The 24,870-nt window shown below is 63.9% G+C and carries 24 protein-coding genes and 1 pseudogene; 15 read left to right on the forward strand and 10 right to left on the reverse strand.

From position 1 onward, the window contains the following. Positions 1–154: 154 nt before the first annotated feature. Positions 155–1,114 (forward strand): DUF1402 family protein, encoded by a 960-nt coding sequence (locus tag CK219_RS17635; RefSeq protein WP_095768019.1) that lies wholly within the window; start codon positions 155–157, stop codon positions 1,112–1,114. Positions 1,115–1,492: 378 nt separating this feature from the next. Here the strand turns inward: CK219_RS17635 and CK219_RS17640 are convergent, their stop codons facing one another. From CK219_RS17640 to CK219_RS17650, 3 genes are read right to left on the reverse strand one after another with little or no spacing between them, the layout of a single operon-like run. Beyond that, entirely contained in the window at positions 1,493–2,722 is a 1,230-nt protein-coding gene (locus tag CK219_RS17640) for an FAD-dependent oxidoreductase (RefSeq protein WP_095768203.1), read from the reverse strand. 5 nt (positions 2,723–2,727) lie between these two features. Then, complete coding sequence (locus CK219_RS17645) at positions 2,728–3,042, reverse strand: MocE family 2Fe-2S type ferredoxin (protein WP_095768020.1); 315 nt, start codon at positions 3,040–3,042, stop codon at positions 2,728–2,730. Positions 3,043–3,072: 30 nt separating this feature from the next. Then, positions 3,073–4,179 carry a fatty acid desaturase family protein gene (locus CK219_RS17650; RefSeq protein WP_095768021.1) on the reverse strand — a complete coding sequence of 369 codons (1,107 nt, stop codon included), beginning with the start codon at positions 4,177–4,179 and terminating at the stop codon, positions 3,073–3,075. Positions 4,180–4,351: 172 nt separating this feature from the next. Here CK219_RS17650 and CK219_RS17655 point away from each other — a divergent pair, with 172 nt between their 5' ends. The 8 genes from CK219_RS17655 (at position 4,352) to CK219_RS17690 (ending at position 12,176) form a co-directional block, all read left to right on the forward strand. After that, entirely contained in the window at positions 4,352–5,383 is a 1,032-nt protein-coding gene (locus tag CK219_RS17655) for a LacI family DNA-binding transcriptional regulator (protein WP_095768204.1), read from the forward strand. A 477-nt stretch (positions 5,384–5,860) separates the two neighbouring features. Then, the gene (locus tag CK219_RS17660; protein ID WP_095768205.1) at positions 5,861–6,802 is read left to right on the forward strand and encodes a sugar ABC transporter substrate-binding protein; all 942 of its coding nucleotides are present in this window, start codon (positions 5,861–5,863) and stop codon (positions 6,800–6,802) included. Positions 6,803–6,982: 180 nt separating this feature from the next. Then, on the forward strand, positions 6,983–8,059 hold the full coding sequence (locus tag CK219_RS17665) for an ABC transporter permease (RefSeq protein WP_095768206.1): 1,077 nt from the start codon (positions 6,983–6,985) through the stop codon (positions 8,057–8,059). Positions 8,060–8,061: 2 nt separating this feature from the next. After that, entirely contained in the window at positions 8,062–8,832 is a 771-nt protein-coding gene (locus CK219_RS17670; protein ID WP_095768022.1) for an ATP-binding cassette domain-containing protein, read from the forward strand. A gap of 77 nt (positions 8,833–8,909) precedes the next feature. Beyond that, positions 8,910–9,902: an inositol 2-dehydrogenase gene (gene iolG / locus CK219_RS17675; protein ID WP_095768023.1), complete on the forward strand. Its 993-nt coding sequence runs from the start codon at positions 8,910–8,912 to the stop codon at positions 9,900–9,902. A 29-nt stretch (positions 9,903–9,931) separates the two neighbouring features. Beyond that, entirely contained in the window at positions 9,932–10,726 is a 795-nt protein-coding gene (locus CK219_RS17680) for an SDR family oxidoreductase (RefSeq protein WP_095768024.1), read from the forward strand. 64 nt (positions 10,727–10,790) lie between these two features. Further along, positions 10,791–10,994: a hypothetical protein gene (locus CK219_RS17685; protein WP_141245373.1), complete on the forward strand. Its 204-nt coding sequence runs from the start codon at positions 10,791–10,793 to the stop codon at positions 10,992–10,994. Positions 10,995–11,084: 90 nt separating this feature from the next. Further along, entirely contained in the window at positions 11,085–12,176 is a 1,092-nt protein-coding gene (locus tag CK219_RS17690; RefSeq protein ID WP_095768026.1) for a 3-deoxy-7-phosphoheptulonate synthase, read from the forward strand. A gap of 21 nt (positions 12,177–12,197) precedes the next feature. Here the strand turns inward: CK219_RS17690 and CK219_RS17695 are convergent, their stop codons facing one another. Next, complete coding sequence (locus CK219_RS17695; protein ID WP_095768027.1) at positions 12,198–12,833, reverse strand: LysE family translocator; 636 nt, start codon at positions 12,831–12,833, stop codon at positions 12,198–12,200. Positions 12,834–12,958: 125 nt separating this feature from the next. Between CK219_RS17695 and CK219_RS17700 the strand changes: the two genes are divergently transcribed. Next, positions 12,959–13,663 carry a YafY family protein gene (locus tag CK219_RS17700; RefSeq protein ID WP_095768028.1) on the forward strand — a complete coding sequence of 235 codons (705 nt, stop codon included), beginning with the start codon at positions 12,959–12,961 and terminating at the stop codon, positions 13,661–13,663. 20 nt (positions 13,664–13,683) lie between these two features. Here the strand turns inward: CK219_RS17700 and CK219_RS17705 are convergent, their stop codons facing one another. Next, positions 13,684–14,484, reverse strand: a complete 801-nt coding sequence (locus tag CK219_RS17705) for a class I SAM-dependent methyltransferase (protein ID WP_095768029.1) — start codon at positions 14,482–14,484, stop codon at positions 13,684–13,686. A gap of 375 nt (positions 14,485–14,859) precedes the next feature. Between CK219_RS17705 and CK219_RS17710 the strand changes: the two genes are divergently transcribed. After that, the gene (locus CK219_RS17710) at positions 14,860–16,065 is read left to right on the forward strand and encodes a hypothetical protein (protein WP_245340515.1); all 1,206 of its coding nucleotides are present in this window, start codon (positions 14,860–14,862) and stop codon (positions 16,063–16,065) included. 70 nt (positions 16,066–16,135) lie between these two features. Here CK219_RS17710 and CK219_RS17715 read toward each other — a convergent pair whose 3' ends face one another. The 5 genes and pseudogenes from CK219_RS17715 to CK219_RS17735 form a co-directional block, all read right to left on the reverse strand. Further along, a complete protein-coding gene (locus CK219_RS17715) occupies positions 16,136–17,212 on the reverse strand; it encodes a nitronate monooxygenase (RefSeq protein ID WP_095768031.1) in 1,077 nt (358 codons plus the stop codon). A 60-nt stretch (positions 17,213–17,272) separates the two neighbouring features. Continuing rightward, a pseudogene (locus CK219_RS17720) lies at positions 17,273–17,497 on the reverse strand (LacI family transcriptional regulator); the annotation flags it as partial. Continuing rightward, complete coding sequence (locus tag CK219_RS17725; RefSeq protein ID WP_095768033.1) at positions 17,482–18,018, reverse strand: GNAT family N-acetyltransferase; 537 nt, start codon at positions 18,016–18,018, stop codon at positions 17,482–17,484. The gene CK219_RS17725 and the pseudogene CK219_RS17720, both read right to left, overlap by 16 nt. Beyond that, the gene (locus CK219_RS17730) at positions 18,018–18,323 is read right to left on the reverse strand and encodes a DUF1778 domain-containing protein (RefSeq protein ID WP_095768034.1); all 306 of its coding nucleotides are present in this window, start codon (positions 18,321–18,323) and stop codon (positions 18,018–18,020) included. The genes CK219_RS17725 and CK219_RS17730 overlap by 1 nt, the downstream gene beginning before the upstream one ends. 90 nt (positions 18,324–18,413) lie before the next feature. Then, complete coding sequence (locus CK219_RS17735) at positions 18,414–19,520, reverse strand: LacI family DNA-binding transcriptional regulator (RefSeq protein ID WP_176477055.1); 1,107 nt, start codon at positions 19,518–19,520, stop codon at positions 18,414–18,416. A 611-nt stretch (positions 19,521–20,131) separates the two neighbouring features. Between CK219_RS17735 and CK219_RS17740 the strand changes: the two genes are divergently transcribed. The 4 genes from CK219_RS17740 (at position 20,132) to CK219_RS17755 (ending at position 24,807) form a co-directional block, all read left to right on the forward strand. After that, a complete protein-coding gene (locus CK219_RS17740) occupies positions 20,132–21,094 on the forward strand; it encodes a sugar-binding protein (RefSeq protein WP_095768035.1) in 963 nt (320 codons plus the stop codon). Between the two features lie 120 nt (positions 21,095–21,214). Continuing rightward, positions 21,215–22,780, forward strand: a complete 1,566-nt coding sequence (locus tag CK219_RS17745; protein ID WP_095768036.1) for a sugar ABC transporter ATP-binding protein — start codon at positions 21,215–21,217, stop codon at positions 22,778–22,780. Continuing rightward, the gene (locus tag CK219_RS17750; protein ID WP_095768037.1) at positions 22,777–23,772 is read left to right on the forward strand and encodes an ABC transporter permease; all 996 of its coding nucleotides are present in this window, start codon (positions 22,777–22,779) and stop codon (positions 23,770–23,772) included. Before CK219_RS17745 ends, CK219_RS17750 begins: the two co-directional genes overlap by 4 nt. A 192-nt stretch (positions 23,773–23,964) precedes the next feature. Further along, positions 23,965–24,807 (forward strand): transporter substrate-binding domain-containing protein, encoded by an 843-nt coding sequence (locus tag CK219_RS17755; RefSeq protein ID WP_245340516.1) that lies wholly within the window; start codon positions 23,965–23,967, stop codon positions 24,805–24,807. The last annotated feature ends 63 nt before the right edge of the window (positions 24,808–24,870 follow it).

A 24,870-nucleotide genomic window follows, 5' to 3' on the forward strand; every position in this document is an offset into this window, starting at 1 on the left:
TCGGGCCGGCTCAGGCCGGCCTGAAACGCCCTTCCAATCCAAAGTGTGGCCAAATGGAAGCATCTGGCCACCATTTTCGCTGACAGCTCGAAGCCTTCTCTCGACTCTGCCAAGCGCTTTACCTAGTTTGCCGCGCATTCGAAGGCGGCGGCGTATGAAGAAACTTATCCTGCTTTTTCTCGGCATGGCCTTGGCGGCGGCGGTGGCAACCGCCGATGCCGCGACCATCGTGCCCCCGGGCAACCGCAACAGCGTGCAGCCGGATATTCCAGGCGCCTCCAGCCGGCGCACTCAGGCCACCAACACCACCTTCCAGGCCAAGTACCGCAAGGTCTACGCGCTGTTGCAGAACGATGCCGAGCTGCGCGGCAAGATCAGGAAGGCGGCAGCAGCCTACGGTATCGATCCCATGCATATCGTCGGCGCCATCGTCGGCGAGCATACCTACAATGTCGACGCGTATGACCGTCTGCAGACCTATTACGTGAAGGCGATCTCCTATTTGTCGAGCAAGCTCTCTTTCGCCTATCACGGCGAGGACGTTTCGGATTTCATCCATCGGCCGGAATTCGAGAAATGCGCCGGCATGGACGACAGCTACGACCTTTGGGAATGCCGCGAGCAGGTGTGGAACCGCGCCTTCCGCGGCAAGAGCGTCGGCGGCGAGGATTTCCCCAACGATCGCTTCGGCGCCACCTTCTTCCAGCCTTATTATGCCGGCCAGACCTTCGGCCTCGGCCAGTTGAACCCGCTGACTGCGTTGCAGATGAGCGACCTCGTGCACAAGGTCTCGGGCTTGCCCAGGCTCGACGTCGGCGATCCCAACGCGGTCTATAAGACCATCATGGACCCGGACCTGACGCTGCCTTACGTGGCCGCGACCATCAGGAAGTCCATTGACGCCTACCGCGGCATCGCCGGCTTCGACATCTCGAAAAATCCGGGCCTGACCGCCACGCTCTACAATGTCGGCAACCCCGAAGAGCGCGCTTATGCTCTGAAGGCCGAGAACGACAAGCGCCGCGCCGCCGGCGAACCGGAAAAGCTGCCCGAAGAAAACTATTACGGCTGGCTGGTCAACGACAAGCTGGATGAGCTGAAGGCGCTGTTTTAGGGCGTAGGCTATGAGAGCGGAGCCGTAGGGTGCATGCCAGCTTGGCGCATGCATTGTCCAACGTAGCGCTGGTCGACCCCCACTCCGTCTCGGCTTCGCCGAGCCACCTCTCCCCCGATCGACGGGGGAGAGGAAAGGCGCCGAGCTTTTTGCCGCCAACGCTCGTCCGGCAAGGCTCCCTTCCTTTCCCTCCGGAAGGGGGGAAAGGTGGCGCTGCGAAGCAGCGACGGATTGGGGGAACCACGTGGCAATCAAGCCTCAGGTCGATCAGTCACGCCAGTCACAGAGTACGTGTGCATAGCGTAGCCCGTTTTACGGGGAGAAGGTGCCGGCAGGCAGATGAGGGCCAGCGCCGAGCTCAACAATTATCAAGGCAGTTCACGCCGCCAGCAGCGACTTCAGCTTGACCGCTTGCGAGCCGAGCGCTTCCGGCGCCGGGCTCGCCCGCTTGGCGATCAGCATTTCGGCCAGCCGGATGTCGCGCGCCACCGCATTGCCGGGGCCGATGCCGCTGGCGGCGACCAGCCTGCCATCCTCGGCCAGGTGGAAGAGGATGAAGGCGCCGTCGTCGAGGTCGCGCCGCACGATACTCTTGCCTTCGTCCGACAGCCCGGCGATCTGCAGGGTCAGCCCATACTGATCCGACCAGAACCACGGCACGGCGGCATGCGCCTCTTCGGCGCCCTGCATGTTCTTCGCGGCTAAGGCGCCCTGTTCCTGGGCGTTGCGCCAGGCTTCCAGGCGCACGCGCCGGCCGCCATAGACGGCAAGCGGGAACGAGCAGCAGTCGCCCGCGGCGAAGATATCCGGGTCGGCGGTGCGCAACTGCTCGTCGACTGCGATGCCGTTGTCGATCGCCAGTCCCGCCTCAGCGGCAAGCGCGGTCACCGGCACGGCGCCGATGCCGATCACCGCGAGATCGGCGACGATGGCCTGCCCGTCGGCCAGCGTGATGCTGACCTCCGCGCCGTCATCGGCAATCGCCGCTATCCCCTGGCCGGTGCGGATCGCAACGCCCTCGGCCTCATGCGCCTTGTGGATGATCTCGGCGATCTCGGCCGGCACGCCGCGCATCAGGATGCGCGGCTGCGCCTCGATGACGGTGACGGCCGCGCCTAGCTTGCGCGCCGCGGCGGCGAGCTCGAGGCCAATGAAGCCACCGCCGATAATGGCGACGCGGTTGCCGGCGCTGAGATGAGCGCGAATGGCCAAAGCGTCGTTGAACGTCCTGAGATAGACGCAACGCTCCCCGAGACCCGGCATCGGCAGCGTGCGCGGCACGGATCCGGTCGCCAGCAAAAGCTTTTGATATGGCAGGGAGGATCCGTCCGACAGTTGCACGACATGCACGGCACGATCGATCGCGACGGCCCGGACGGAATGGATGTGGCGGATCGCGCGCTCGGCGAACAGCGCGTCGGTGGCGATCGCCTTGATCGAAAGCGCCTCGCCAGTCATCGCTTCCTTCGACAGCGGCGGCCGCTCATAGGGCAGATGCGGCTCGTCGCCGACCAGCGTGACCGGCCCTTCGAAGCCGAGATCGCGCAGGGCGAGCGCGGCGCGCCCGCCGCATTCGCCGGCTCCGATGACCACCATTCCTCCCGTCATCAGCGTCACCCGACCTGAACAAGAACTTTGCCGGCGTCGACCTTGACCGGATAGGTCCTCAGGTTGACGCAGACCGGCGCGCCGCGCGCGTCGCCGGTCTTGTAATTGAAGCGGCCATTGTGCTTCGGGCATTCGATGATGTCGTCCATGACCAGCCCGTCGGCCAGATGCACCTTTTCATGCGTGCACAGCCCGTCCGTCGCGAAATATTCGTCGTCCGGGCTGCGGTAGATGGCGAAGGTGCGGCCGGCATGGTCGAACCGCATCACGTCCTCCTCATCGATGTCCCCGGCCGCGCAGGCCTCGACCCAGTCGCTCATCTCGTCCTCCGCGAAAATCGGTTGGTTACGCTACTCGGCCGCGGCCGCCACCGGATTGTCGTTGTGCAGCTCTTCCCGGTAGGGCTTCGCCGTCGGCGGCAGCGCGCGCTTGAGGAAATAATCCTCGTTGCGCAGCTGGCGCAGGAAGGCCGGGATCATCTCGCGATAGCCGGCCAGGATCGACGGCGTCGGCGCCGGCAAATCGTGCTTGATCATCTCGTGCAGCTTCGGCAGCGCGTGATAGGGCACCATCGGGAACATGTGGTGCTCCACATGGTAATTCATGTTCCAATAGATGAAGCGGCTGATCGGGTTCATGTAGACGGTGCGGCTGTTCAGCCGGTGATCGATGACGTTCTCGGCCAGCCCGCCATGCTGCAGCAGTCCGGTCATGACGTGATGCCAGGCGCCGTAGAGGCGGGGCAGGCCGATCAGCAGCAGCGGCAGCCAGGAATGCAGATAGAGCGCCGGGGCGATCGTCGCGATATAGATGGCGAGCCATATGCGGGCGACGCGGATGGCCTTCGGCTGTTCCTGTTCGGGGATGAAGGTCTTTTCCGCCGCGCTGATGACGCCAGCAGCGTTGCGCAGCATGTCGGTCATGGCATGCCAGGCATCGAGAATGCCGAAGAAGTTCAAGACGACGCGCAGCAGATCCGGCGGCCGCATGACGGCGATCTCCGGGTCGCGGCCGACGATGATGGTGTCGGTATGGTGGCGTGTATGGCTCCAGCGCCATGTCACCGGATTGCGCATGATCATGAAGCAGGCGAGCTGGTAGACGGCGTCGTTCATCCACTGGGTGCGGAAGGCGGTGCCATGGCCGCATTCGTGCCAGCGGGAATCGGTCGAGGAGCCGTAGAGCGTGCCATAGACGAAGAAGAATGGCACGCACCACCAGCTGCCCCAGAACCAGGCACCGCCCGCGCCGCTGAGGATCAGCGCGCCGAGCCAGATGATGGTGTCGCGGATCGCCGGCTGGTCGGAGCGCTGCATCAGCTCCTTCATCTGCTTGCGCGGGATCTCGGTATGGTACCACTCGGCCGCCGCCAGCCCGTTCTCGACCGCGAGCTTGGCGTCACGGCCGGTCAGGCTGTAGTCGCGTGGCGACGCCGACGAAGACGTCCTGGCAGTCATTGAGCTTCCTCCAACAGCGCCTGGCGAACGGTTTAGCAGGTCTGGGCTCGTTCATGGCCGGCTTCCACTTCACCATACCGCCGGCTCATGATAGTCTCAACATCAGGAAGATAGTTTCTATCATTTCCTATCAGAGTGAGATATGCTGAGTCGGACAAGCAATGGAGCATTCATGGCAAAGCGGCCGACCATTAGCGATCTCGCGCGCGTCTCGGGCGTCAGCGTCGCCACCGTCGACAGGGTGCTGAACAGCCGCCTGCCGGTGCGCGAGGAGACGGCGCGCCGGGTGTATGAGGCCGCCACCGAGATCGGCTACCACGCGGCGGGGCTGATCAAGCAGCGCATGCGCCAGGAATTGCCGGAATACCGGCTCGGCTTCCTGCTGCTGAGGGGCAATGACGTCTTCTATGGCGATTTTGCCAGGGAGCTCGAGCTGGCGGTTTCGCAGTCGCAACGTTTCCGCGGCACTGCCGCGATCGACTTCGCCACGTCGCTGGCGCCCGATGAGATTGCGGGCCAGATGCGCAGGCTGGCGGCCAAGTCGAGAGCCATCGCTGTTGTCGGCCCGGATCACCCGACGCTGACGGCGGTGGTGGAGGCGCTGAAGGCGAGGGGGCAGCCGGTCTTCTCGCTGCTGTCCGATTTTGCCGCCGGCATCCGCGAGGGCTATGTCGGTCTTGACAACCGCAAGGTCGGACGCAGCGCCGCATGGATGATCGCCAAGGCCGCCAGGAAGCCGGGCAAGGTGGCGCTCTTCGTCGGCAGCCACCGCTTCCATGGCCACGAGCTGCGCGAGATCGGCTTCCGCTCCTATTTCCGCGAGCACGCGCCGGATTTCACCGTGATGGAAACGCTGGTCAACCTCGAGGCGAATGACGTGACGCATGACGCCATGCTCGATCTTCTGGCGCGCCATCCCGATCTTGCCGGTTGCTATGTCGCCGGCGGCGGCATGGAAGGCGCCGTCTCGGCGCTGAGAACGGCGAACCCGGCCGATATGCCGGTCGTCATCTGCAACGAGATCAACGCCGTCTCGCGCGCAGCACTTGCCGACAACATCCTCACCATGGTGATCTCGACGCCGCTCGCCGCGCTCTGCCGGGAACTCCTGGGGCTGATGGCCCATGCCATCGAAAGCGGCGCCGCCAATGCGCCGGGGCAGACCTTCCTGCCCTTCGATATCTATCTGCCGGAAAACATCTAGTAGCTCCGCCGCAGGAATTTTGATCCGTCGCCCGTTTGCGTTGGCAGGCGGCACGCGTTGGAGATTGGCCGAAGCGCCCATCGCGTCGATTCGCTCCTTGCTTCGCCATAGAATGACGAGGTTGGGGCGGCTTCAGCCAATTCCCGGCGTTTGCAATGGCGTCGATGTGAAAGAATCCATCAGGCTGATGGATTCTTTCATGGCGATTTGCTTCGATTCGGGCTCGGGTTTCGACGATCGGGACCGAAAAACCGGCCAATCTCGTCGGAATCGCCCTTGACGTTTCCAAAACGAAATGGAATAAATATTTCACTAACTAGGCTTTTTGGTTCTTTCGTTCCGGAACGCCTGTGCGAACGGAGGAAGAGGCGTTCCAGTCGAGTTGGGACGCCGCATGGCCGCAGGGAGAGATTCCCCGGGCAACCGGGGATTCCGGTTCAAATGGGTGCAGCCGGACACCAAGTGGAGGAGAATAAAATGAAGAAACTGCTTTTGGGCGTCGCGCTTTCGGCGCTGATGTGCTCATCCGCCTTCGCCGCCAAGATCGGCGTTTCGATGGCCAAGTTCGATGACAACTTCCTGACCGTGCTGCGCAACGGCATGATCGCGCAGGCCAAGGGCATGAGCGGCGTCGAATTGCAGGTCGAGGATGCGCAGAACGACGTGGCCAAGCAGCTCGACCAGATCAAGAACTTCGCCGCCTCGGGTGTCGACGCCATCATCGTCAATCCGGTCGACACCTCGGCCACCCAGGCAATGTCGGACGCGGCCGCCGCGGCCAAGGTCCCGCTGGTCTATGTCAATCGTCAGCCGGTCAATGTCGACCAGCTGCCGGACAACCAGGCTTTCGTCGCGTCGAACGAGGCGGAATCCGGCACGCTCGAGACCAAGGAAGCCTGCCGCCTGTTCAAGGAAGCCGGCAAGAAGGAAGCCAATGTCTACGTGATCATGGGCGAGCTCTCGAACCAGGCCGCGGTGCAGCGCACCAAGGACATCGAGGAAGTCATCGCCACGCCGGACTGCAGCTTCATCAAGATCATCGACAAGCAGACCTCGAACTGGGATCGTGACCAGGCGCAGAACCTGATGACCAACTGGTTGTCGTCGGGCAAGGCGTTCGATGGCGTCATCGCCAACAACGACGAAAGCGCCATCGGCGCCATCCAGGCGATGAAGGCCGCCAACATCGACATGAAGTCGGTGGTCGTCGGCGGCGTCGACGCCACCCAGGACGCGTTGGCCGCGATGCAGGCAGGCGACCTCGACGTGACGGTCTTCCAGGACGCTGCCGGCCAGGGCGCCGGTGCGCTCGATGCGGCGCTGAAGCTCGCCAAGGGCGAAAAGGTGGAACACAAAGTCTATATCCCGTTCCAGCTCGTCACTCCGGCGAACATCGACAAGTTCTTGAAGAAGAACTGAGGCGCGCCGGCGCAATTCCAGGAACGATTTTCGGTACGGAATTGCGTGAAGACAAACCGCGGGGTGGTGCCGCGACGCATCGGCCTGGCTGAAATCGGCTGCTGGCGAAGCGGCGCCGCTCTGTTCCTCTCCCGCCCGTCGGGCGGGAGAACGGGGCGCGGTCATTCGGAGGAAGAAGACGTGTCACAGACATCGCATGGCATTGGCGGGTTGAGCTATGACGCCAAGAAGCGTCCATGGCCGGCCGAGTTCAACGTGTTCCTGGCGCTGGTCATCCTCGTCGTCGCCTTCGAGCTGATCGGCCGCGTCTTCCTCGGCGACAGCTTCCTGTTCAACACGCGTGAGAATGTGTCGGGCCTCTTCAACGAGCAGCGCCTGCAGATCATCATCCTGCAGGTCTCGATCGTCGGCATCATCGCCATCGGCGTCACCCAGGTGATCATCTGCGGCGGCATTGACCTGTCCTCGGGCTCGATCGTCGGCGCCACCGCCATGATCGCCATGAGCTTCGCGCAGGTTGCGACCGTCAACGGCAATCCCAATCCCAAGGCGATGTTCATCGACTATGGCTGGACCGACCTGCCGGTCATCGTGCCGGTACTGGTCGCGATCGGCTGCGGCCTCATCGCCGGCCTGATCAACGGCCTGTTGATCGCCTATACCCGCATTCCGCCTTTCATCGCCACGCTCGGCATGATGGTCACCGCCCGCGGCATCGCAAAATGGTGGTCGAAGGGCCAGCCGATCTCGTTCCCGACCGACAGCTTCGCGGCCATCGGCAAGGGCCTGATGCCTGTCGTCATCTTCATCTCGCTGGCGCTCCTGTTCCAGCTTATCCTGAGCTATACGAAATACGGCAAGCATTGCTACGCCATCGGCTCCAACGAGGATGCCGCGCGCATGTCGGGCATCAAGATCGCCAACCACAAGGTACTGGTCTACGCCATCGCCGGTATCCTCGCTTCGCTTGCCGCCGTGGTGCTCTGCTCCAAGAACCTCACCGCCCAGGCCGGCATGGGCGTCATGTACGAGCTCGACGCCATCGCCATGGCGGTCATCGGCGGCGTTTCGCTGTCGGGCGGCCGCGGGTCTATCATCGGCACCGTGATCGGCTCGCTGATCTTCGGCGTCATCATCTCCGGCTTCACCTTCCTGCGCCTCGACGCCTACTACCAGGAGATGGTCAAGGGCGTGATCATCGTCGGCGCGGTCGTTCTCGATCAATGGCGCCAGCGCCGCCGCGCGATAGGAGCTTGACCATGTCCGACATCGTTCTGAAGACCGAAAACCTGACCAAGCATTATGGCGGCGTGCACGCGCTGCAGGAGGCGAATTTCGAGCTGCGCAAGGGCGAGCATGTCGCCATCATGGGCGACAACGGCGCCGGCAAATCGACCTTCGTGCGCCAGATCACCGGCGTCGAGCAGCGCACCGACGGCAAGATCTGGTTCGACGGCAAGGAAGTGAACTTCGCCGGCCCGATCGAGGCGCGCGAGGCGGGCATCGAGACCGTGTTCCAGAACCTTGCGCTGGCCGACGATCTCGACGTGCCGTCGAACCTGTTCCTCGGCCGCGAGAAGGTGCTCTTCAACCTCGGGCCGTTCTCGATTCTCGACCGCAAGGCGATGCGCAAGGCGACGGAGGCAGCGCTTGTCCGCACGGCGGTGAAGATCCCCAACCTCTCCAGCACCATCCGCCATATGTCCGGCGGCCAGCGCCAATGCGTCGCGATCGCCCGGACCGCAACCTTCGCCTCCAAGCTGATCATCATGGACGAGCCGACGGCGGCGCTCGGCGTGCAGGAAACCGCGCAGGTCGAAAACATCATCCGTACGCTGAAGGAAAACGGCGAGCCACTGATCCTGGTCAGCCACAACATGCGCCAGGTGTTCGACCTGGTCGACCGCATCGTCGTCTTCCGCCGCGGCCGCATCGTCGCCAATTTGCGCAAGCAGGACACCGACGGCAACGACATCGTCGCCTACATAACCGGCGCCAAGACCGGACAGGCGGAACTGCAGGCCGCCTGACGGACGCCGCGACGGGATCAACCAATCATCCGCGCCGGCGCGCGGACAGCTTTCTGAACCATCTCGAAGGATATTCCATGACTCTCCGCTTCGCTCTTCTCGGCGCCGGTCGTATCGGCAAGGTGCATGCCCGCGCCGTCGGCTCAAATCCGCAGGCAAAACTGGTTGCCGTGGCGGATGCCTTCGAGAAAGCGGCGACTGAGCTCGCCTCCGCCTACGGCGCCGAAGTCCGCACGATCGATGCCATCGAGCAGGCCAAGGACATCGACGCCGTCATCATCTGCACCCCGACCGACACCCATGCCGACTTGATTGAGCGCTTCGCCAAGGCCGGCAAGGCGATCTTCTGCGAGAAGCCGATCGACCTCGACGTCAAACGGGTCGAGCAGTGCCTTGCCGTTGTCGAGAAGACTAAGGCCACGCTGATGGTCGGCTTCAACCGCCGCTTCGACCCGCATTTCGCCGCCGTGCGCAAGGCGATCGACGACGGCGCCATCGGCACCGTCGAGATGGTCACCATCACGTCACGCGATCCGGGCGCCCCGCCGCTCGACTACATCGCCCGCTCCGGCGGCATTTTTCGCGACATGACCATCCACGATTTCGACATGGCGCGCTTCCTGCTCGGCGAGGAGCCGGTTGCGGTGAGCGCGCATGCTTCGGTGCTGGTCGACAAGAAAATCGGCGAAGCCGGCGATTTCGATTCGGTCAGCGTCATCCTCGAGACCGCCTCCGGCAAGCAGGCCGTCATTTCCAATTCGCGCCGCGCCACCTATGGCTACGACCAGCGCATCGAGGTGCATGGTTCCAAGGGCATGGTCGCGGCCGAGAACCAGCGGCCGGTCTCGATCGAGCTCGCCAACGACAAGGGCTACACCCGTCCGCCGCTGCACGACTTCTTCATGACCCGCTACATCGACGCCTATGCCAACGAGATCGCCTCCTTCATCGCCGCGGCAACCGCCGGCAAGAAGGCGGCGCCGAGCGGGAAGGACGGGCTGATCGCGCTGAAGCTGGCCGACGCGGCTTTGCAGTCGGTCAAGACGGGCAAGACCATCCGCGTCGATTGAAATTTGAATACGGATTGAGGAGCACAGCGATGAACGGTTTGGCCGGTCGCAATTCACAAACGCGCGCCATCGTCACGGGCGGCGCGCAGGGCATCGGCTTCGCGGTTGCGGAAGCCTTGGCCGATGAGGGCTGCCGCGCGCTGGCCTTGATCGGGCGCTCGCAGGAAAAGGGCGACAGGGCGGTCGCGGCGCTGAAGAAGAACGGCGTCGATGCCATCTTCATCAGCGCCGATGTTGCCAAGGTCGCCGACTGCAAGCGCGCCGTCGAGACCGCGATCGAGCATTTCGGAACGCTGAACGCGCTGGTCAACGCCGCCGCCACTTCCGCGCGAGGGTCGCTGGTGGAGACATCGGAAGAACTCTTCGACCAAATCTTCGACACCAATGTGCGCGGCCCCTTCTTCCTGATGCAGGGCCTTGTCGCGCATCTCCTGGAGCGCAAGGCTCCGGGCTCGATCGTCAACGTGCTGTCGATGTCGGCGCATGCCGGCCAGTCCTTCCTGACGCCCTATTCGACCAGCAAGGGCGCGCTGATGACGCTGACCAAGAACGTCGCGAGCGCTTATCGGCGGAACCGCATCCGCTGCAATGCGGTGCTGCCGGGATGGATGGACACCGAGGGCGAGGCGATCGTGCAGAAGAAATGGCACGGAGCGTCGGATGACTGGTTGGAGAAGGCCGAGGCCGCGCAGCCCATGGGCCAGTTGGTCAAGCCCGCGCAGCTTGCCCGGCTGATCACCTATATGCTGAGCCCGCAGGCGGGCGTCATGACCGGCTCGCTGGTCGACTATGATCAGAATATTGCCGGGGTGGTGGGAGAGTAAGAGCCGGCGCTGCGGCCAGCCCTTTCTCCCCGTCACTATACGGGGAGAAATGCCCGGCAGGGCAATGAGGGGCAGAGCCAGCATTGACAATTGGCATTTCCCAGCCCCGCCGTCGCTGTTTCAGGCGATCACCTTCAGAGGGCAGCCTCAACAGGCGCGTGACAAGCGCTTCGGCATCGACTATATGAACCGCATGATCCACCTGACCGCCTCGTTTTGGTACTTTTATTTCAGCTCGCTGGCGGCGGGAGGATTGCGCTCGATCTGAAAACTCCAGATCAAAAAATCCGACAAGCCGCCAGACCTGGCGGCTTTTTTGTTTCAGCCGGCAGGTCTCCTAAACCAGGAGCAGAAAGCCGTGTTGACCACCACAGACGACCTTCGGGTCACCGAAATCAGAGCCTTGAGCACGCCGGACGAGGTGATGCGCGAGATACCGCGCTCGCTCACCGCGACGCGCACCGTCGCCGCCTCGCGCAACGCCATCCATTCGATCCTCTCGGGGGCCGACGATCGACTGCTTGTCATCGTCGGCCCATGTTCCATCCACGATCCGGTCGCGGCCGTTGACTATGCCAGCCGTCTGGCGGCGCTGCGCGAGGCCCTGGCCGACCGGCTCGAGATCGTCATGCGCGTCTATTTTGAAAAGCCGCGCACCACGGTCGGCTGGAAGGGCCTGATCAACGATCCCGACCTCGACGGCAGCTTCAACATCGAAAAGGGGCTGCGCATGGCGCGCAACGTTCTGTCGGCCGTCAACAATCTCGGCCTGCCGGCGGCGACCGAGTTCCTCGACATGACCATCCCGCAATACATCGCCGACCTCGTCGCCTGGGGCGCCATCGGCGCCCGCACCGCCGAAAGCCAGATCCATCGCGAGCTGGCCTCGGGCCTGTCCTGCCCGGTCGGCTTCAAGAACGGCACCGACGGCAATCTCAGGATCGCCGGCGAGGCGGTGAAGTCCGCCGCCCAGCCGCATCATTTCATGGCGGTGACCAAGGGCGGCCGCAGCGCCATCGCAGCGACCACCGGCAACGAGGATTGCCATGTCATCCTGCGTGGCGGCATCGCGCCGAACTATGATGCCGCAAGCGTCGAGGCCTCCGCGGCCGAGCTCGTCCGCATCGGCGTCGCGCCGCGGCTGATGATCGACGTCAGCCATGCCAACAGCGCCAAGAAGCCGGAGAACCAGCCGAAGGTCGCGCATGACGTTGCGGGCCAGGTTGCCGCGGGCGACGAGCGCATCATCGGCGTCATGATCGAGAGCAATCTCGTCGCCGGCCGGCAGGACGTCGTGCCCGGCAAGCCGCTGGTCTACGGCCAGAGCATCACCGACGGCTGCATCGACTGGGCGACCACGGAAACGGTGCTGCACGGCCTCGCCGGCGCCGTCGAATGGCGCCGGTCCGTGAAGCGCGAAATGCTCGCCAGCCGTCAGGGTGCGGCTTGAGCGAAATGGAGAGGGCGGCGATCACGCCGCCCTCAAACCTTCCCACGCCGTGAATATCGAGACCGCGAACAGCAGCAGCCCTGCCATGCGCCCGGCGAGAACGGTAGCGTGGGGATTGGCCACAAGCATCTGCCTGCTGCGCCCCGCCGTGACGGCGAGCCCGCCATAGATCGCGGCTTGCGTGGCGACCGTCAGCAATCCCATGATCGTCGCCTGCATCCAGATCGGACCGTAAGCCGGCTTCAGGAATTGCGGATAGACGGCAAGGATGAAGAGATAGGCCTTCGGATTGATCAGGCAGGTGACCAGGCCCTGGCGAAACGCCTTCCAAGCCGAGCGGCTCCCGGTTGGTCCGTTGTCGCCGACGATGATCGAGCTGCGCATCAGCGAAATGCCGATATAGGCCATGTAGGCGGCGCCGGCGATCAGCAGCGGCGTGAACAGGATCGGCACGAAATGCATGAGCAGGCCGACGCCGATCGCCCCGTTCAGCGTGTGCACGGCGCCTCCGAGCATAATGCCGGCGGTGGCGGCCAGGCCCCTGTTGCTGCCGCCGGTCAGCGCATTGGCCAGCACGAACAGCATGTCCATGCCCGGAACGGCGATGATGCCGAACAGAAGCACGAAGAACAGCCAGAGATTTTCGCCATAGCTCATGTCAGTTGCCTGTCGCATCATCCGCCTGCACGCAAAGGAATCTGTTGATTTCAAGCGGGTAGGCGGCCTTATAGGGCATTCCAACTGACGGAGGTGTGTCAGTTGCATTTCAGCCGGGTGAGAAAATGCGCAAGGCCTCGCGCCTGTTCGAGATCATCCAGATTCTGCGGCTGGCCAGGAAGCCGGTGACGGCGGCGACGATCGCCGAGCGGCTGGAAGTGACCGTACGCTCGGTCTATCGCGACATCGCGGCCCTGCAGGCGATGCGCGTGCCGATCGAGGGAGGGCGCGGCATCGGCTACATCTTGCGACCAGGCTTCGACCTGCCGCCGCTGATGTTTTCCATCGAGGAGATGGAAGCGATCGTCCTGTCGCTGGCGCTGCTGGAGCGCACGGGCGACGACGAACTCAAGCAGGCTGCGAAACGCGTCGGCGCCAAGATCGCCGGCGCCGTGCCGCAGCCTTTGCGGCAGACGCTCGACGCCAACGCCCTCCATGCCTGGGGCTTTGCAGCACCCTCCGCGTCGGCCGTCGACCTCGCTTTGGTCCGCCGCGCCATCCGCGACGAGGAGAAACTCAGCCTCTCTTATCGCGACGAGGCGGGACGTCCGACCGGCCGCATCATCCGCCCGGTCGCCCTGATCTATTATGCCGAAACGGCCAACATCGTGGCCTGGTGCGAGTTGCGCCAGGCCATCCGCAATTTCCGCAGCGACCGCATCGAGGATTGCCGGTTGACCGGCCAATGGTTCAAGGGCGAAGGCGACCGACTGCGGCAGGTGTGGGTCGACGGCTGGGAGATCAATGCCTCGGTGGCCGCCGGCAACTGACGCGTTGCCGGCCTTGTATCTCAGGGAACGATGCCGCGGCAGGCCCAGGCGACATTGGCGAAGGATCGCGAGCCATCCGGCCGGCCGGCTTGATAGGCATCGCGGACGGCGGCCTCGACACGCTCCCGCTCGGCTGCATCCAATGTGGTCATATATTTGCCGAGCGGGCCTTCGCCAGCGCCGATCGGCGTCCAGAAGTCGTCGAAATCCGCGTAGTCCATGCGGATCATCAGCTCGGCCTCGGTGACATCGACGAGACCCTGCTCGACAAAGGTCCGCTTCATCTCACCCGGCTGCATCATCGGCTGGAAGCAATAGCGGCTGCGCAGCTGACGCCCGCTTTCGCTGAGCGCCGCGACAGTGTCGATCATCATGCGCATGCCGGTCATGCCGCCGTAATGGTCCCAGACTACGGCCGCGACCACGCCGCCCGGCCGCGTCACGCGGCGCATCTCGGCCACCGCCTTGCCGGCCTCCGGCACGAAGTGCAGCACCAGCAGCGCCAGCGCGCGGTCGAACGCATTGTCGGCGAACGGCAAGGCGGTGGCATCCGCCTGCTGGATGGTGACGCGCGGATCGGTGTTCCTCTCCTTCGCCGCCGCGACGAAGACCGGCGAGAAGTCGATGGCCTGGATCTCGGTGAGATCGCCTGACTTCGCCAGCTCGAAGGTCAGGCTGCCGGTGCCGCAACCCACGTCGAGGACTTTTTCGCCGCCGGCCAGACCGGCGAAATCGATGAACTTGGGCGCGAGTCTGCGGCTCCAGCGCCCCATCAGTTGCTCATAGCCCGACGCCGCGTGAACGGTAAAACTTGATGTCATCCCGCCCTCCCTTCGTTGAAGTCAACCTAGACTTCCACGGAAGCCATGCCAAGCAGCCAAAGCAGCGGATCGTTCAGTGACCGCACACAAGCGGGGGGCCTGGCGGCCCGGCACGTTGCCGGGACTGTGCGCAGAAGCTAATATGGCGCCCAACCCTCGCGGATATTGGGGGACGGGGTGAGCAAGATCCTGATTTGCGGTGGAGGCGTAATCGGGTTGTGCACCGCGGCCATGCTTGGCCGCGATGGTCATGACGTGACGGTCCTCGAGGCTGATCCGGCGGATCGGCCTTCGAGTTCCATTCAAGGATGGGACTGGGAGCGCCCCGGTGTTGCGCAATTCAGGCAGCCTCATAACCTCAGCTCGCGTTTCCGGATGGTCGCCGACCAGGAGCTGCCGGGGCTGACGGATAAATTGCTGCGCGCCGGCTGCGTCTGGATGGATTTCTTCGACCTTCGATCGTTGCCCCCGACAATAACGGACAGGGCGCCCCGCCCGGGCGACGAAGCCATGCGCTTCGTCACCGGCAGGCGGCCGGTGATCGAGTGGGCCGTAGCCGAGATGGCGCAAGCTGCGCCCAATGTGACGGTCCGGCGGGGGATCAAGGTTCGCGAGCTGATCACGGGCGCCTCAGCCATTCCCGGCGTGCCGCATATTGCGGGCGTTCGCACCACGTCCGGCGAAGAGATTCGCGCCGACCTGGTGATCGATGCGATGGGGCGGCGAAGCCCTGCCTGCGAATGGATCGTTGCCGCCGGAGGCCGCAGTCCGAACGAGGAAGCCGAGGACAGCAATTTCGTCTATTTCACTCGCTATTTCACGGGCAAGCAGCGGCCGCGCCGAAAGGGCCGCCTGCTCACTCCGATGGGGCTGTTCTCGATTCTCACGCTGGATGGCGACAACGACACCTGGTCGGTCACTCTGTTCACCTCCGCGAGAAACAAGGCCATGCGCGCTTTGCGCGACACCGCCACGTTCCACCGTGTCGCTACGGCATGTCCGATGCAGGCCCATTGGCTGGACGGCGAGCCGATCACGCATGTCCTGCTGATGGCGGGCGTTCTCGACCGCTACCGGCGGTTTGTCGTCGACGGCCAGCCTGTCGTCACCGGGTTTGCGGCTGTGGCCGATGCCTGGGCCTGCACCAATCCGTCCGCCGGGCGGGGGTTGAGCGTCGGCCTTCTGCACGCGCAGGTGCTCAGGAATATCGCTCGCCGGCACATCGGCGACCCTGCTGAATTCTCGCGGGAATACGATGCCGAGACCGAGCGCCAGGTCGGCCCGTTCTATCGCAACCAGATCGCCGCCGACCGTGCCCGGATCGCGGAGATGAACGCCTTGGCCGACGGCCTTCCTGTTCCGCCGCCGAGTCCGGTCATGGCCCGGCTTTTCGCTGCCGCAAGCGAGGATGCCGACGTGTTTCGCGGCGTGATCGAGATCGCCATGTGCGTTTCGCTGCCGCAGGATGTCGTCGCCAGACCGCATGTCGCGGCAAAACTGGCCGAACTGGACGGTCGCCCTTTGCCGCCGAATCCCAACATCATCGATCGCGACCGTATGGCATCGCTACTTGCCGGCTGATCTTTTCGCAATCCAGAGTCGACAGGCGGGGTTAAAAGCTTATCGGGGACGTCGACGACGAAGACTTCGCTCACGCAGGCGTCGTTTTGCCGGTCGAGAGAGCGTCGAACACTTCGCCCGTTTCGGCCACGAGCGTTCGCACCAGTTGTCCGGCCGGAAGCTCCCTGTTCAGCGCCGCCGCCTGCCCATAGAGATGGAAGGCGAAATCCTTGTCGCCGCCGAGCGGAGCGCTGAGCGCGACCATTTGCGGGAAGTCCGGAACGGGCACCCTGCTCTCCTCCATTTCCAGGGCGTAGCGGGTGCGTCTCGCGCGCGCCGCGCGGCCGGTGAAGGCATCGGTGACCATCGTGTCCATGTCGGTCGCCGTGCGGATCAGGGCGCGGCGCGGTGCGTCCGTGCCGGCTTCGTCGCAGGACAGGAAGCCGGTGCCGATCTGCACGCCGCTGGCGCCAAGCGCGAAAGCGGCCGCTATGCCGCGGCCGTCGGCGATGCCTCCCGCGGCAATGACCGGGAGTTCGACGGCATCGACGACCTGGGGAACCAGTGCCATCGTTCCAACGCCGTCGCCAGGACCATTGGGAGCATGCGAACCGCGGTGACCTCCCGCCTCCCAGCCCTGGGCTATGACCGCGTCGGCTCCACCGTCGGCGAGCTTGCGCGCCTCGGCGACATTCGTCGCGGTGCCGATGATTGCGATCCCGGCCTGCTTCAGCCTGCCGATGGCAGCCGCATCCGGAATGCCGAAATGAAAGCTCACGACCGGCGGCTGGATCTCGAGCAGCAGTTCAAGCTTTTCTTCGTCGAAACCTGGTCCGATCGGCGGAAGCCTCCGCGAGGGTTCGCCGAGCGACAGCTCCTCATAGTAGGGCCGCAACCTGTCAATGACCTGGGTCAGCACGGCGTCGCGGGTGTCGGGCCTGGGAAAAACAAAGAAGTTGAGGTTGAAGGGACGCACGGTCAAGGCGCGCATCTGGCGCGCAACGTTGCGCAGGCCATCCGGCAGCATCGATGCGCATCCGAGCGACCCCAGCCCACCGGCATTGCTCACCGCGGCGGCGAGTTCCGGCGTCGCCGAGCCCGCCATTGGCGCCTGGATGATCGGATGCTCGATCTTGAAAAGATCGCATAAGCGCCGGTTCGGCCACATGAGCGTTTTTCCTGTTGGAAGGAACACGCACACCCATCATAAGCCGGTCTCGGGGCCGGGTCATCGGAATTGTTCGGGTACGCTCCCCACGCTCTCCCGTTCCACCAGCGGGCACTCCAGCTTGGTGATCGGATAGCGGCCGCGGCCGGGCGTGGGAGGCGTTTCGAGCTGCTCGATCGCCCATTGGCCCATCGCCAGATGCGGCAAGGTCGTCAGCGGCGGGAAGTGATGGCGGGCGATCTCCTCGTCATTGCAGTGGCCTGCACAGCTCAAGTTTTCGAGAACAGCGCCTGTATCGTCTTGATCGGCATCAGCATGACGCGCTCGCCCAGCGGAGACATAGTGAAGCCATGACGCTGGTAGAAACCAACAGCGTCGCCGTCGATGGCGTGTGCCACCACGGCACGAACCCCGGCAATGTCCGAAACCGCGAGGCAACGCCGCAGCGCATCGGAAAGCAGGTCGCCCCCGAGGCCCATTCCCTGGAACGCCTGATCGATCGCCAGACGGCCTATCAGCAGCAAAGGAACCTGTTCAGGCATGCCCCGGCGTAGCTTGGCGCTTGGCAGCGCGACCCGTTCTTCCATCGCCGTGGAGATCGCGTAGTAACCGACGACACGATTTTTCGTGCCCGCGTCGCAGACGACATAGGTTCGGGCAGACAATCCCTCGCCGGCGAGGGCACGGTTTCGCAGCCAGTCATCAAGGGTGGGATGCCTGCCGTTGCGAAATTCTGCGACATCATGACTGATGGTCAGCCGTTCCGGAGCGCGGACTCGCGGGCCATGCGATTGCCCAGCGGGCATCAGCGCTCCCAGGCTGGCTTGCGCGTCATGCGGGCGCGAAGCTCTTGCGACGGTTTGTTCGGAGCATCAAGCAGGTCAAGAAATTTCTCATGCGCGTCGGCATCGAGAAAGAAGGCACGCTGGTCCAGAATGGTCTCCTCGGCCTGCTTGCGCGCACTGTCCAGCATGAACTCCGACAGTTTTTGCCCGCGCAAGCTCGCGGCGCGGTTGAGAATGGCCTTCGTCTCGGCCGAAGCGCGGATCTGAATCACATCATCCTTGCGAACTGCGTTGCGATTGCTGCCAGCATGACTGGACTGCGCCATCGAAATCCTCCTCTGTCAGGGTCAGATATCTAGCGATTGTCAGTACAATGTCAATACGTTCCAAGCCTTGAAGTGGCGATCTGGGACATCCTATCCCTTCACGCCTGCCACGCTCTCCCGTTCCACCAGCGGGCACTCCAGCTTGGTGATCGGATAGCGGCCGCGGCCGGGCGTCGGCGGCGTCTCCAGTTGCTCGATCGCCCATTGGCCCATCGCCAGATGCGGCAGGATGGAGGTCGTCAGCGGCGGGAACAGATGGCGGGCGATCTCCTCATCGTCATAGCCGACCACGGAGATGTCCTGCGGGATGTGCAGGCCCGCTTCCTTCAGCGCCTCGTAGCAGCCGATCGCGGTGCGGTCGTTCTGGCAGAAGATGGCGGTCGGTCGCTCCTTGAGCCCGAGCAGCTTGACCGTCGCGGCATAGCCGGCGCTGGCCGACCAGTCGCCCTCCACCACCAGTTCCGGGTCGAACGGGATGTCGGCGGTGGCTAGAGCGCGGCGATAGCCCTTGAGCCGATCCTGCGCGGCCTGCATCCACGGCTCGCCGGTGATGGTGGCGATGCGGCGATGGCCATGGCCGATCAGGTGTCTCGTCGCGCTCTGGCCGCCGGCGATCTCGGAGGGAACCACGGCCGGGAAAGCATAATCGGCGGTGTAGCAGTTGAGCAGGATGACCGGCATCTCGAGGCTGTAGAGGAAGTCCGGCGCGGCGATCTCGCGGGTGAAGATGGTCATATAGATCAACGCCGTGATGCCGCGCCCCGTTAGCGCCTGGATGGCGCGCGGCTCCATCACCGCGTCGCCCATGGTCTGCGCCACCAGAAGCACGTTGCCGGCGTTCCACGAGGCCTGCCGCGCGCCCTCGATGGCGACCACCGCCTCGGGGCTGGTGGCGAGCTGGTCGACCGCGAAGCCGATGACGCCATCCAGGCCTTCGAAGGGCGTCACCGGCGGCCGCAGCGCGGAAAAGACCGGCGGCGAATAGCCCAGCGCTCTGGCCGCCTCGATCACCCGGTCGCGTGTCTGTTGCGACAGCCTGATGCCCGGCGAATTGTTGAGCACGAACGAGACCGTCGCCTGCGAGCAGCCGGCGGCGCGCGCGATGTCGGTCATGGTGACACGTCCTTTGGGCTTGGCGGCCGGCTTGCGGCGCCTGGAAGCCCCGGGAGGATCGCGCAGTTCCGTCGGTTCACTCATGGTCGGTTCCCAAACCCGGCCGGCTCCAAAGCAAAGGCCGATTGCAACGGCAAGATGGTCGGCACGCTCATCTGAAACACACTATTGATAATAAGTATTATCAAGCGCGACATGCAAATCGCCGGCCGCGCCGCGTCGCGACGAAATCAGTCCGATAAGGTCAGCAGCGCTGACAATTCCTACGGGTTTCCGTGTGATAGAACGCTTTTGCGCACGTGCTCTCCTCACTCTCGGCGCATCTTTCGACCAGCGTCTCCTCCGCTTCGAAAGCACGCGCCTCAGCCCAAAACTAATACTCTTTACTAATAGCTGTAAGCGTTCTACTGTCAACTCGTCGTAACCGTCCGGGCTTCCGCTCGGTGCCGGCAAAGTGCGAAGGATGCTCGCTCGAAAGCCGGCGGGATCGCCGGTTTGGGCGCGTGTCCATCCTCACGAAAATGTCAGACAAATCGGACTATTTACGAATGCCACATGAGTGTCTAGTGTCTCGACCGCGGCCGGATCGGAACCGTTCTTAAGTCGGCGGACCTTTGCGCCACACCCTTGAGGAGGAGGGTTATCCGCGCCGCAGCCGAGACATCAGCGAAGAGTTCTACAAGGGAGGTTGAACTATGAAATCCATGATACGCAACGCATCAGTCGCCGCGGCGGCCTTGGCATTAGGCCTGTCGGTAAGCGCCAGCGTGCGCGCCGACGACAAGCCGACGCTGGCCTTCGTCGTCAACGGTGCGTCAGACTTCTGGAAGGCGGCGGAAGCCGGCGTGAAGAAGGCGCAGGGCGAACTGCCCGACTACAATCTCGAGCTCAAATATCCGGAACAGTCGTCGGTCGCCATCCAGCAGCGGCTGATGGATGATCTGGTGACGGCAGGCGTCAAGGGCATCATGGTCTCGGCCGTCGATCCCAAGACCTCGACCGACGGATTGAACAAGATCGCGTCGGAAACCGCGCTGTTCACCACCGACTCGGATGCGCCGCAGACCAAGCGCGTCGCTTATATCGGCTCGTCCAACGTCGATGCCGGCAAACAGGCGGCCGAAATCGCCAAGAAGGCGATGCCCAACGGCGGCAAGTGCCTGGGCTTCGTCGGCCTGCTCGGCGCCGACAATGCCAAGGAGCGCATCCAGGGCATGAAGGACGGGCTCGCCGGCAGCAAGATCGAGCTGGTCGACGTGCGCGGCGACGACATCGACCAGGCCCGTGCCAAGAAGAATGTCGAGGACGCGCTGGTCGCCAGCCCCGATATCACCTGCATGGTCGGCTTCTATTCCTACAACACGCCGCGCATCTATGAAGCGCTGCGCGACGCCGGCAAGCTCGGCCAGATCACCGTCGTCGGCTTCGATGACGATCCGATCACGCTGGGCGGCGTCAAGGAAGGCACCGTCGCCGCGACCGTGGTGCAGCAGCCGTTCGAATGGGCCTATCAGGGCATGAAGCTGATGGCTTCCTACCTCAAGGGCGACAAGTCGGGCATCCCGGCCAACAACCTGATCATCATCCCGACCAAGATCATCGGCAAGGATGATGTGGACGCCTACGCCGCCAACCTCAAGGCGATGCAGGGCAAGTAAGCTCAGCACAGTTGCGCCGGCTCAAGGTTCGCCTTGAGCCGGCGTTCGTATTGACGGACCCGCCAAGGCCCGTCAGTCTGTGGCCACCGGCTGTTGCCCCGTTCGGTAAACTATCGCGTGATGACCTCTACCGATTCCACTCAACCGACCACCGCTCCGTTCCTGAGCCTCGAGGCCGTGCGCAAGACCTATCCGGGCGTTGTGGCGCTGGACAGATTCTCGATGGAGGTCCGGCCCGGCGAGGTCATAGGCCTGGTCGGCGAAAACGGCGCCGGCAAATCGACGCTGATGAAGATCCTCGGTGGTGTGACGCGGCCGGACAGCGGCACCATCACCGTCGATGGCGCGGCGCACGACGCGCTGACCGTCGAGCAGAGCATCGGCTCCGGCATCGCCTTCGTGCACCAGGAACTGAACCTCTTCGAAAATCTCGACGTCGCCGCCAACATCTTCTTCGGCCGCGAGCCGCTGCGCGCCGGGCCGCTGAGGCTGGTCGACCGCGCGAAACTGCGCGAGATGGTGGCGCCGCTCCTGAAGCGCGTCGGCGCCAATTTCTCGGCCGACGCGCCGGTGGCGTCGCTGTCGCTCGCGCAGCAGCAGATGGTCGAGATCGCCAAGGCGCTGTCGATCAAGGCGCGCCTTGTCATCCTCGACGAGCCGACTTCAAGCCTGCCGATGGCAGAAACCGAAAAGCTGCTCGACGTCATCAAGGGCCTGAAGGCGCAAGGCATCAGCGTCATCTTCATCTCGCACCGGCTGCATGAGATCGAGCGCGTCGCCGACCGCGTCGTGGTGCTGCGCGACGGCACGCTGGCCGGCACCCTTCCCAAGAGCCACATCAATCACGACGAGATGGTCAGGCTGATGATCGGCCGCATGCTGAAGGAGCGCGAGAAGGCCGGCGAGGCCGCGCGGGCTCCGGGCAGCGTAGCCCTGTCGGCGGATGCGATCCGCACCAGCACCTATCCGGACCGGCCGGTCAGCATCGAACTGAGGCGCGCGGAGATCCTCGGCCTGGCGGGCCTGGTCGGCTCCGGCCGCACGGAACTGGCGCGCGTGCTGTTCGGCATCGAAGAGCGGTTGGCCGGCAGCGTCACGCTCGACGGCAAGCCGCTGAATGTGACATCAGCGGCCGACGCGGTGGCGAATGGCATCTTCCTCGTGCCGGAGGACCGCAAGCTCACCGGTATATTGCTCGATCTCTCGATCGCGCAGAACATTTCATTGCCCAACCTGCCGGCCCATGCCAGGCGCTCGCTGGTCTCGGTCGGCGCCGAGCTCTCGACGGCGGAAAAGCAGAAGAAGAACCTCGGCATCAAGGCGCCGTCGGTCTTGACCCGCACCGGCACGCTGTCGGGCGGCAATCAGCAGAAGGTGGTCCTGGCCAAATGGCTGGCGATGAACCCCAAGGTGATGATCCTGGACGAGCCGACGCGCGGCATCGACATCGGCGCCAAGGCGGAGATCTACGGGCTGATGCGGGCGCTGGCCGATGCCGGCGTCGCCGTGCTGATGATCTCCAGCGACATGGAAGAAGTGATCGGCGTGTCGGACCGCATCGCGGTCATGCATGAGGGGCAGATCTCCGGCATCCTCGACAAGGACGATTTCAGCCAGGAGAACGTGCTTTTGCTGGCGGTCGGCAAGAAGCCGAAACTGCTGCAGGCGGCGGGAGGAGCGCAATGAGCAAGAAAGATCTCGGCCTGCTGATCCTGATCCTGGTGGTCGGCGCGGTGGTGACGGCCATCAATCCGCGCTTCCTGTCGGCGATCAATCTCGCCAACACTTCCAACCTGGTCGCTCTGTTCGGCATCCTGTCGATCGGCCAGGCCTTCGTCATCATCACCGGCGGCATCGAATTGTCGGTCGGCTCGGTGATCGCCCTGCTCGGCACGCTGTTCATCGATTTCATCGCTGTGCGCGAGGTGAGCTGGCCGCTGGCGTTCGTGCTGATCCTCGCGCTCGGCGCCATCATCGGCTTCGTGCATGGCTGGCTGATCACGCGGCTGAAACTGCAGCCCTTCGTGGTGACGCTGTGCGGCCTGCTTATCTATCGCGGCGTGGCGCGCTTCTATACCGCCGACGGCACGGCCGGCTTCGCCTTCGGGCAGAACTTCCCGACGCTCGAGTTCCTGACCGCGGGCCGCTCCTACGGCCTGCCGAACAGCTTCATCGCGCTGATCGTCATCGCCATCGTTATGTGGGTGGTGCTGCACCGCTCGGTCTTCGGCCGCTATCTCTATGCGATCGGCAAGAACGAGGAAGCGGCGAAATATTCCGGCATCCGCACGGGCCGGGTGATCATCGCCGCCTATGTCATCTGCGGCGTGCTGACGGCGCTGTCGGCGATCTATTTCGCCATGTACACGCGCTCGATCTCGCCCGCGAGCCACGGCCAGTTCTATGAGCTTTATGCCATCGCCGCGGCGGTGCTGGGCGGCTTCTCGCTGCGCGGCGGCGAAGGGTCGCTGGTCGGTGCTGTCCTCGGCACCGTGCTGCTGCAGGAGTTGCAGAACCTCGTCAACCTGCTCGGCATTCCTTCCTCGCTCAACTTCGCGGTGATGGGCGGCGTGATCCTGATCGGCGTGCTGGTCGACCAGCAATGGGGCGTCTTCCGCGCCCGGCGCCGGATGCTGGAGGCGTCTCGCAGGGGCGTCGCCGGCGCGCCGGCGGAGTAGTCTCGCTCTTTCGTTCACACCGGACCGGGTTCCGATTGGATCGATGCTCGCGTTGAAGCCGTGGGCAGGTCCCGATTCGCGAACGAATTGCAACAACGCGTGAACCGGAAAACAGCCCTTGTCGCGGAATCGGGGCTGGGCTAAGCAAATGGTATCTGAGGGTTCCAAGAACAAAATATGGGAGAAATTACCGTGACATCATCACGTTGGATCGCGCTCGCCGCGCTGGCGTTGACCTGCTCGACCCCGGCTATGGCCAAGGACTGGAAGACCGTGACGGTCGCGATGGAGGGCTCCTACGCCCCGTGGAACCAGACCGATGCCAGCGGCAAGATCGTCGGCTTCGAGGTGGACATCCTGAACGACGTCTGCGCCCGCGCGAAGCTCGAATGCAACATCGTCGCGCAGGATTGGGATGGCGTCATTCCCGGCCTCACGGCAGGCAAGTTCGACATCGTCATGGACGGCATGTCGATCACCGAAGAGCGCATGAAGACCATCGACTTCTCGATCCCCTATGCCTCTTCGCCGGTGGCTTTCCTGGCCGACAAGAACGGTCCGCTGGCGCAGATGTCCAACACCGGCAAGATGATCGATCTGTCGAAGGACGACGCCGAATCCAAGGCGGCGCTCGACACGCTGCGCAAGGAGCTCACCGGAAAGAATGTCGGCCTGCAGGTTTCGACGACGGAGGCGACATTCGCCGACAAATATCTCAAGGACGTCGCCAACGTCCATGAATACAAGACCACCGACGAGCACGACCTCGACCTGATGGCGGGCCGCATCGACGTCGCCTTCGCCGATACCACCTATTTCCTCGGCACGCTGGCCAAGCCCGATGCGAAAGACCTGGAATTCGTCGGCCCGCAATTCAAGGGTGGCCCGATCCTCGGGCCGGGCATCGGCGCCGCTTTCCGCAAGAGCGACAAGGACCTGCAGGACATCTACAACAAGGCGCTCAAGGCCGCGCTCGACGACGGCTCGGTGTCGAAATATTCCATGCAATGGTTCAAGATCGACATTACCAAGTAATGTCGCAACGGGAGCAGCCAAGGCTGCTCCCGTTTTGCATTGAGCATATACGTCGATGCCTAT

Origin of the sequence: Mesorhizobium sp. WSM4313, assembly GCF_002294725.1 — a bacterium.
Taxonomy (GTDB): Bacteria; Pseudomonadota; Alphaproteobacteria; order Rhizobiales; family Rhizobiaceae; genus Mesorhizobium.

Excerpts from the sequence above, each read along its gene's own strand:
- CK219_RS17735 (WP_176477055.1), bottom strand. The coding sequence starts at position 19,520 with ATGAGTGAACCGACGGAACTGCGCGATCCTCCCGGGGCTTCCAGGCGC.
- CK219_RS17730 (WP_095768034.1), bottom strand. The coding sequence starts at position 18,323 with ATGGCGCAGTCCAGTCATGCTGGCAGCAATCGCAACGCAGTTCGCAAG.
- CK219_RS17740 (WP_095768035.1), top strand. The coding sequence starts at position 20,132 with ATGAAATCCATGATACGCAACGCATCAGTCGCCGCGGCGGCCTTGGCA.
- CK219_RS17670 (WP_095768022.1), top strand. The coding sequence starts at position 8,062 with ATGTCCGACATCGTTCTGAAGACCGAAAACCTGACCAAGCATTATGGC.
- CK219_RS17635 (WP_095768019.1), top strand. The coding sequence starts at position 155 with ATGAAGAAACTTATCCTGCTTTTTCTCGGCATGGCCTTGGCGGCGGCG.
- CK219_RS17705 (WP_095768029.1), bottom strand. The coding sequence starts at position 14,484 with ATGACATCAAGTTTTACCGTTCACGCGGCGTCGGGCTATGAGCAACTG.
- CK219_RS17725 (WP_095768033.1), bottom strand. The coding sequence starts at position 18,018 with ATGCCCGCTGGGCAATCGCATGGCCCGCGAGTCCGCGCTCCGGAACGG.
- CK219_RS17710 (WP_245340515.1), top strand. The coding sequence starts at position 14,860 with ATGGTCGCCGACCAGGAGCTGCCGGGGCTGACGGATAAATTGCTGCGC.
- iolG (WP_095768023.1), top strand. The coding sequence starts at position 8,910 with ATGACTCTCCGCTTCGCTCTTCTCGGCGCCGGTCGTATCGGCAAGGTG.
- CK219_RS17685 (WP_141245373.1), top strand. The coding sequence starts at position 10,791 with ATGAGGGGCAGAGCCAGCATTGACAATTGGCATTTCCCAGCCCCGCCG.
- CK219_RS17745 (WP_095768036.1), top strand. The coding sequence starts at position 21,215 with ATGACCTCTACCGATTCCACTCAACCGACCACCGCTCCGTTCCTGAGC.
- CK219_RS17750 (WP_095768037.1), top strand. The coding sequence starts at position 22,777 with ATGAGCAAGAAAGATCTCGGCCTGCTGATCCTGATCCTGGTGGTCGGC.
- CK219_RS17680 (WP_095768024.1), top strand. The coding sequence starts at position 9,932 with ATGAACGGTTTGGCCGGTCGCAATTCACAAACGCGCGCCATCGTCACG.
- CK219_RS17660 (WP_095768205.1), top strand. The coding sequence starts at position 5,861 with ATGAAGAAACTGCTTTTGGGCGTCGCGCTTTCGGCGCTGATGTGCTCA.
- CK219_RS17650 (WP_095768021.1), bottom strand. The coding sequence starts at position 4,179 with ATGACTGCCAGGACGTCTTCGTCGGCGTCGCCACGCGACTACAGCCTG.
- CK219_RS17700 (WP_095768028.1), top strand. The coding sequence starts at position 12,959 with ATGCGCAAGGCCTCGCGCCTGTTCGAGATCATCCAGATTCTGCGGCTG.
- CK219_RS17695 (WP_095768027.1), bottom strand. The coding sequence starts at position 12,833 with ATGAGCTATGGCGAAAATCTCTGGCTGTTCTTCGTGCTTCTGTTCGGC.
- CK219_RS17640 (WP_095768203.1), bottom strand. The coding sequence starts at position 2,722 with ATGACGGGAGGAATGGTGGTCATCGGAGCCGGCGAATGCGGCGGGCGC.
- CK219_RS17645 (WP_095768020.1), bottom strand. The coding sequence starts at position 3,042 with ATGAGCGACTGGGTCGAGGCCTGCGCGGCCGGGGACATCGATGAGGAG.
- CK219_RS17655 (WP_095768204.1), top strand. The coding sequence starts at position 4,352 with ATGGCAAAGCGGCCGACCATTAGCGATCTCGCGCGCGTCTCGGGCGTC.
- CK219_RS17715 (WP_095768031.1), bottom strand. The coding sequence starts at position 17,212 with ATGTGGCCGAACCGGCGCTTATGCGATCTTTTCAAGATCGAGCATCCG.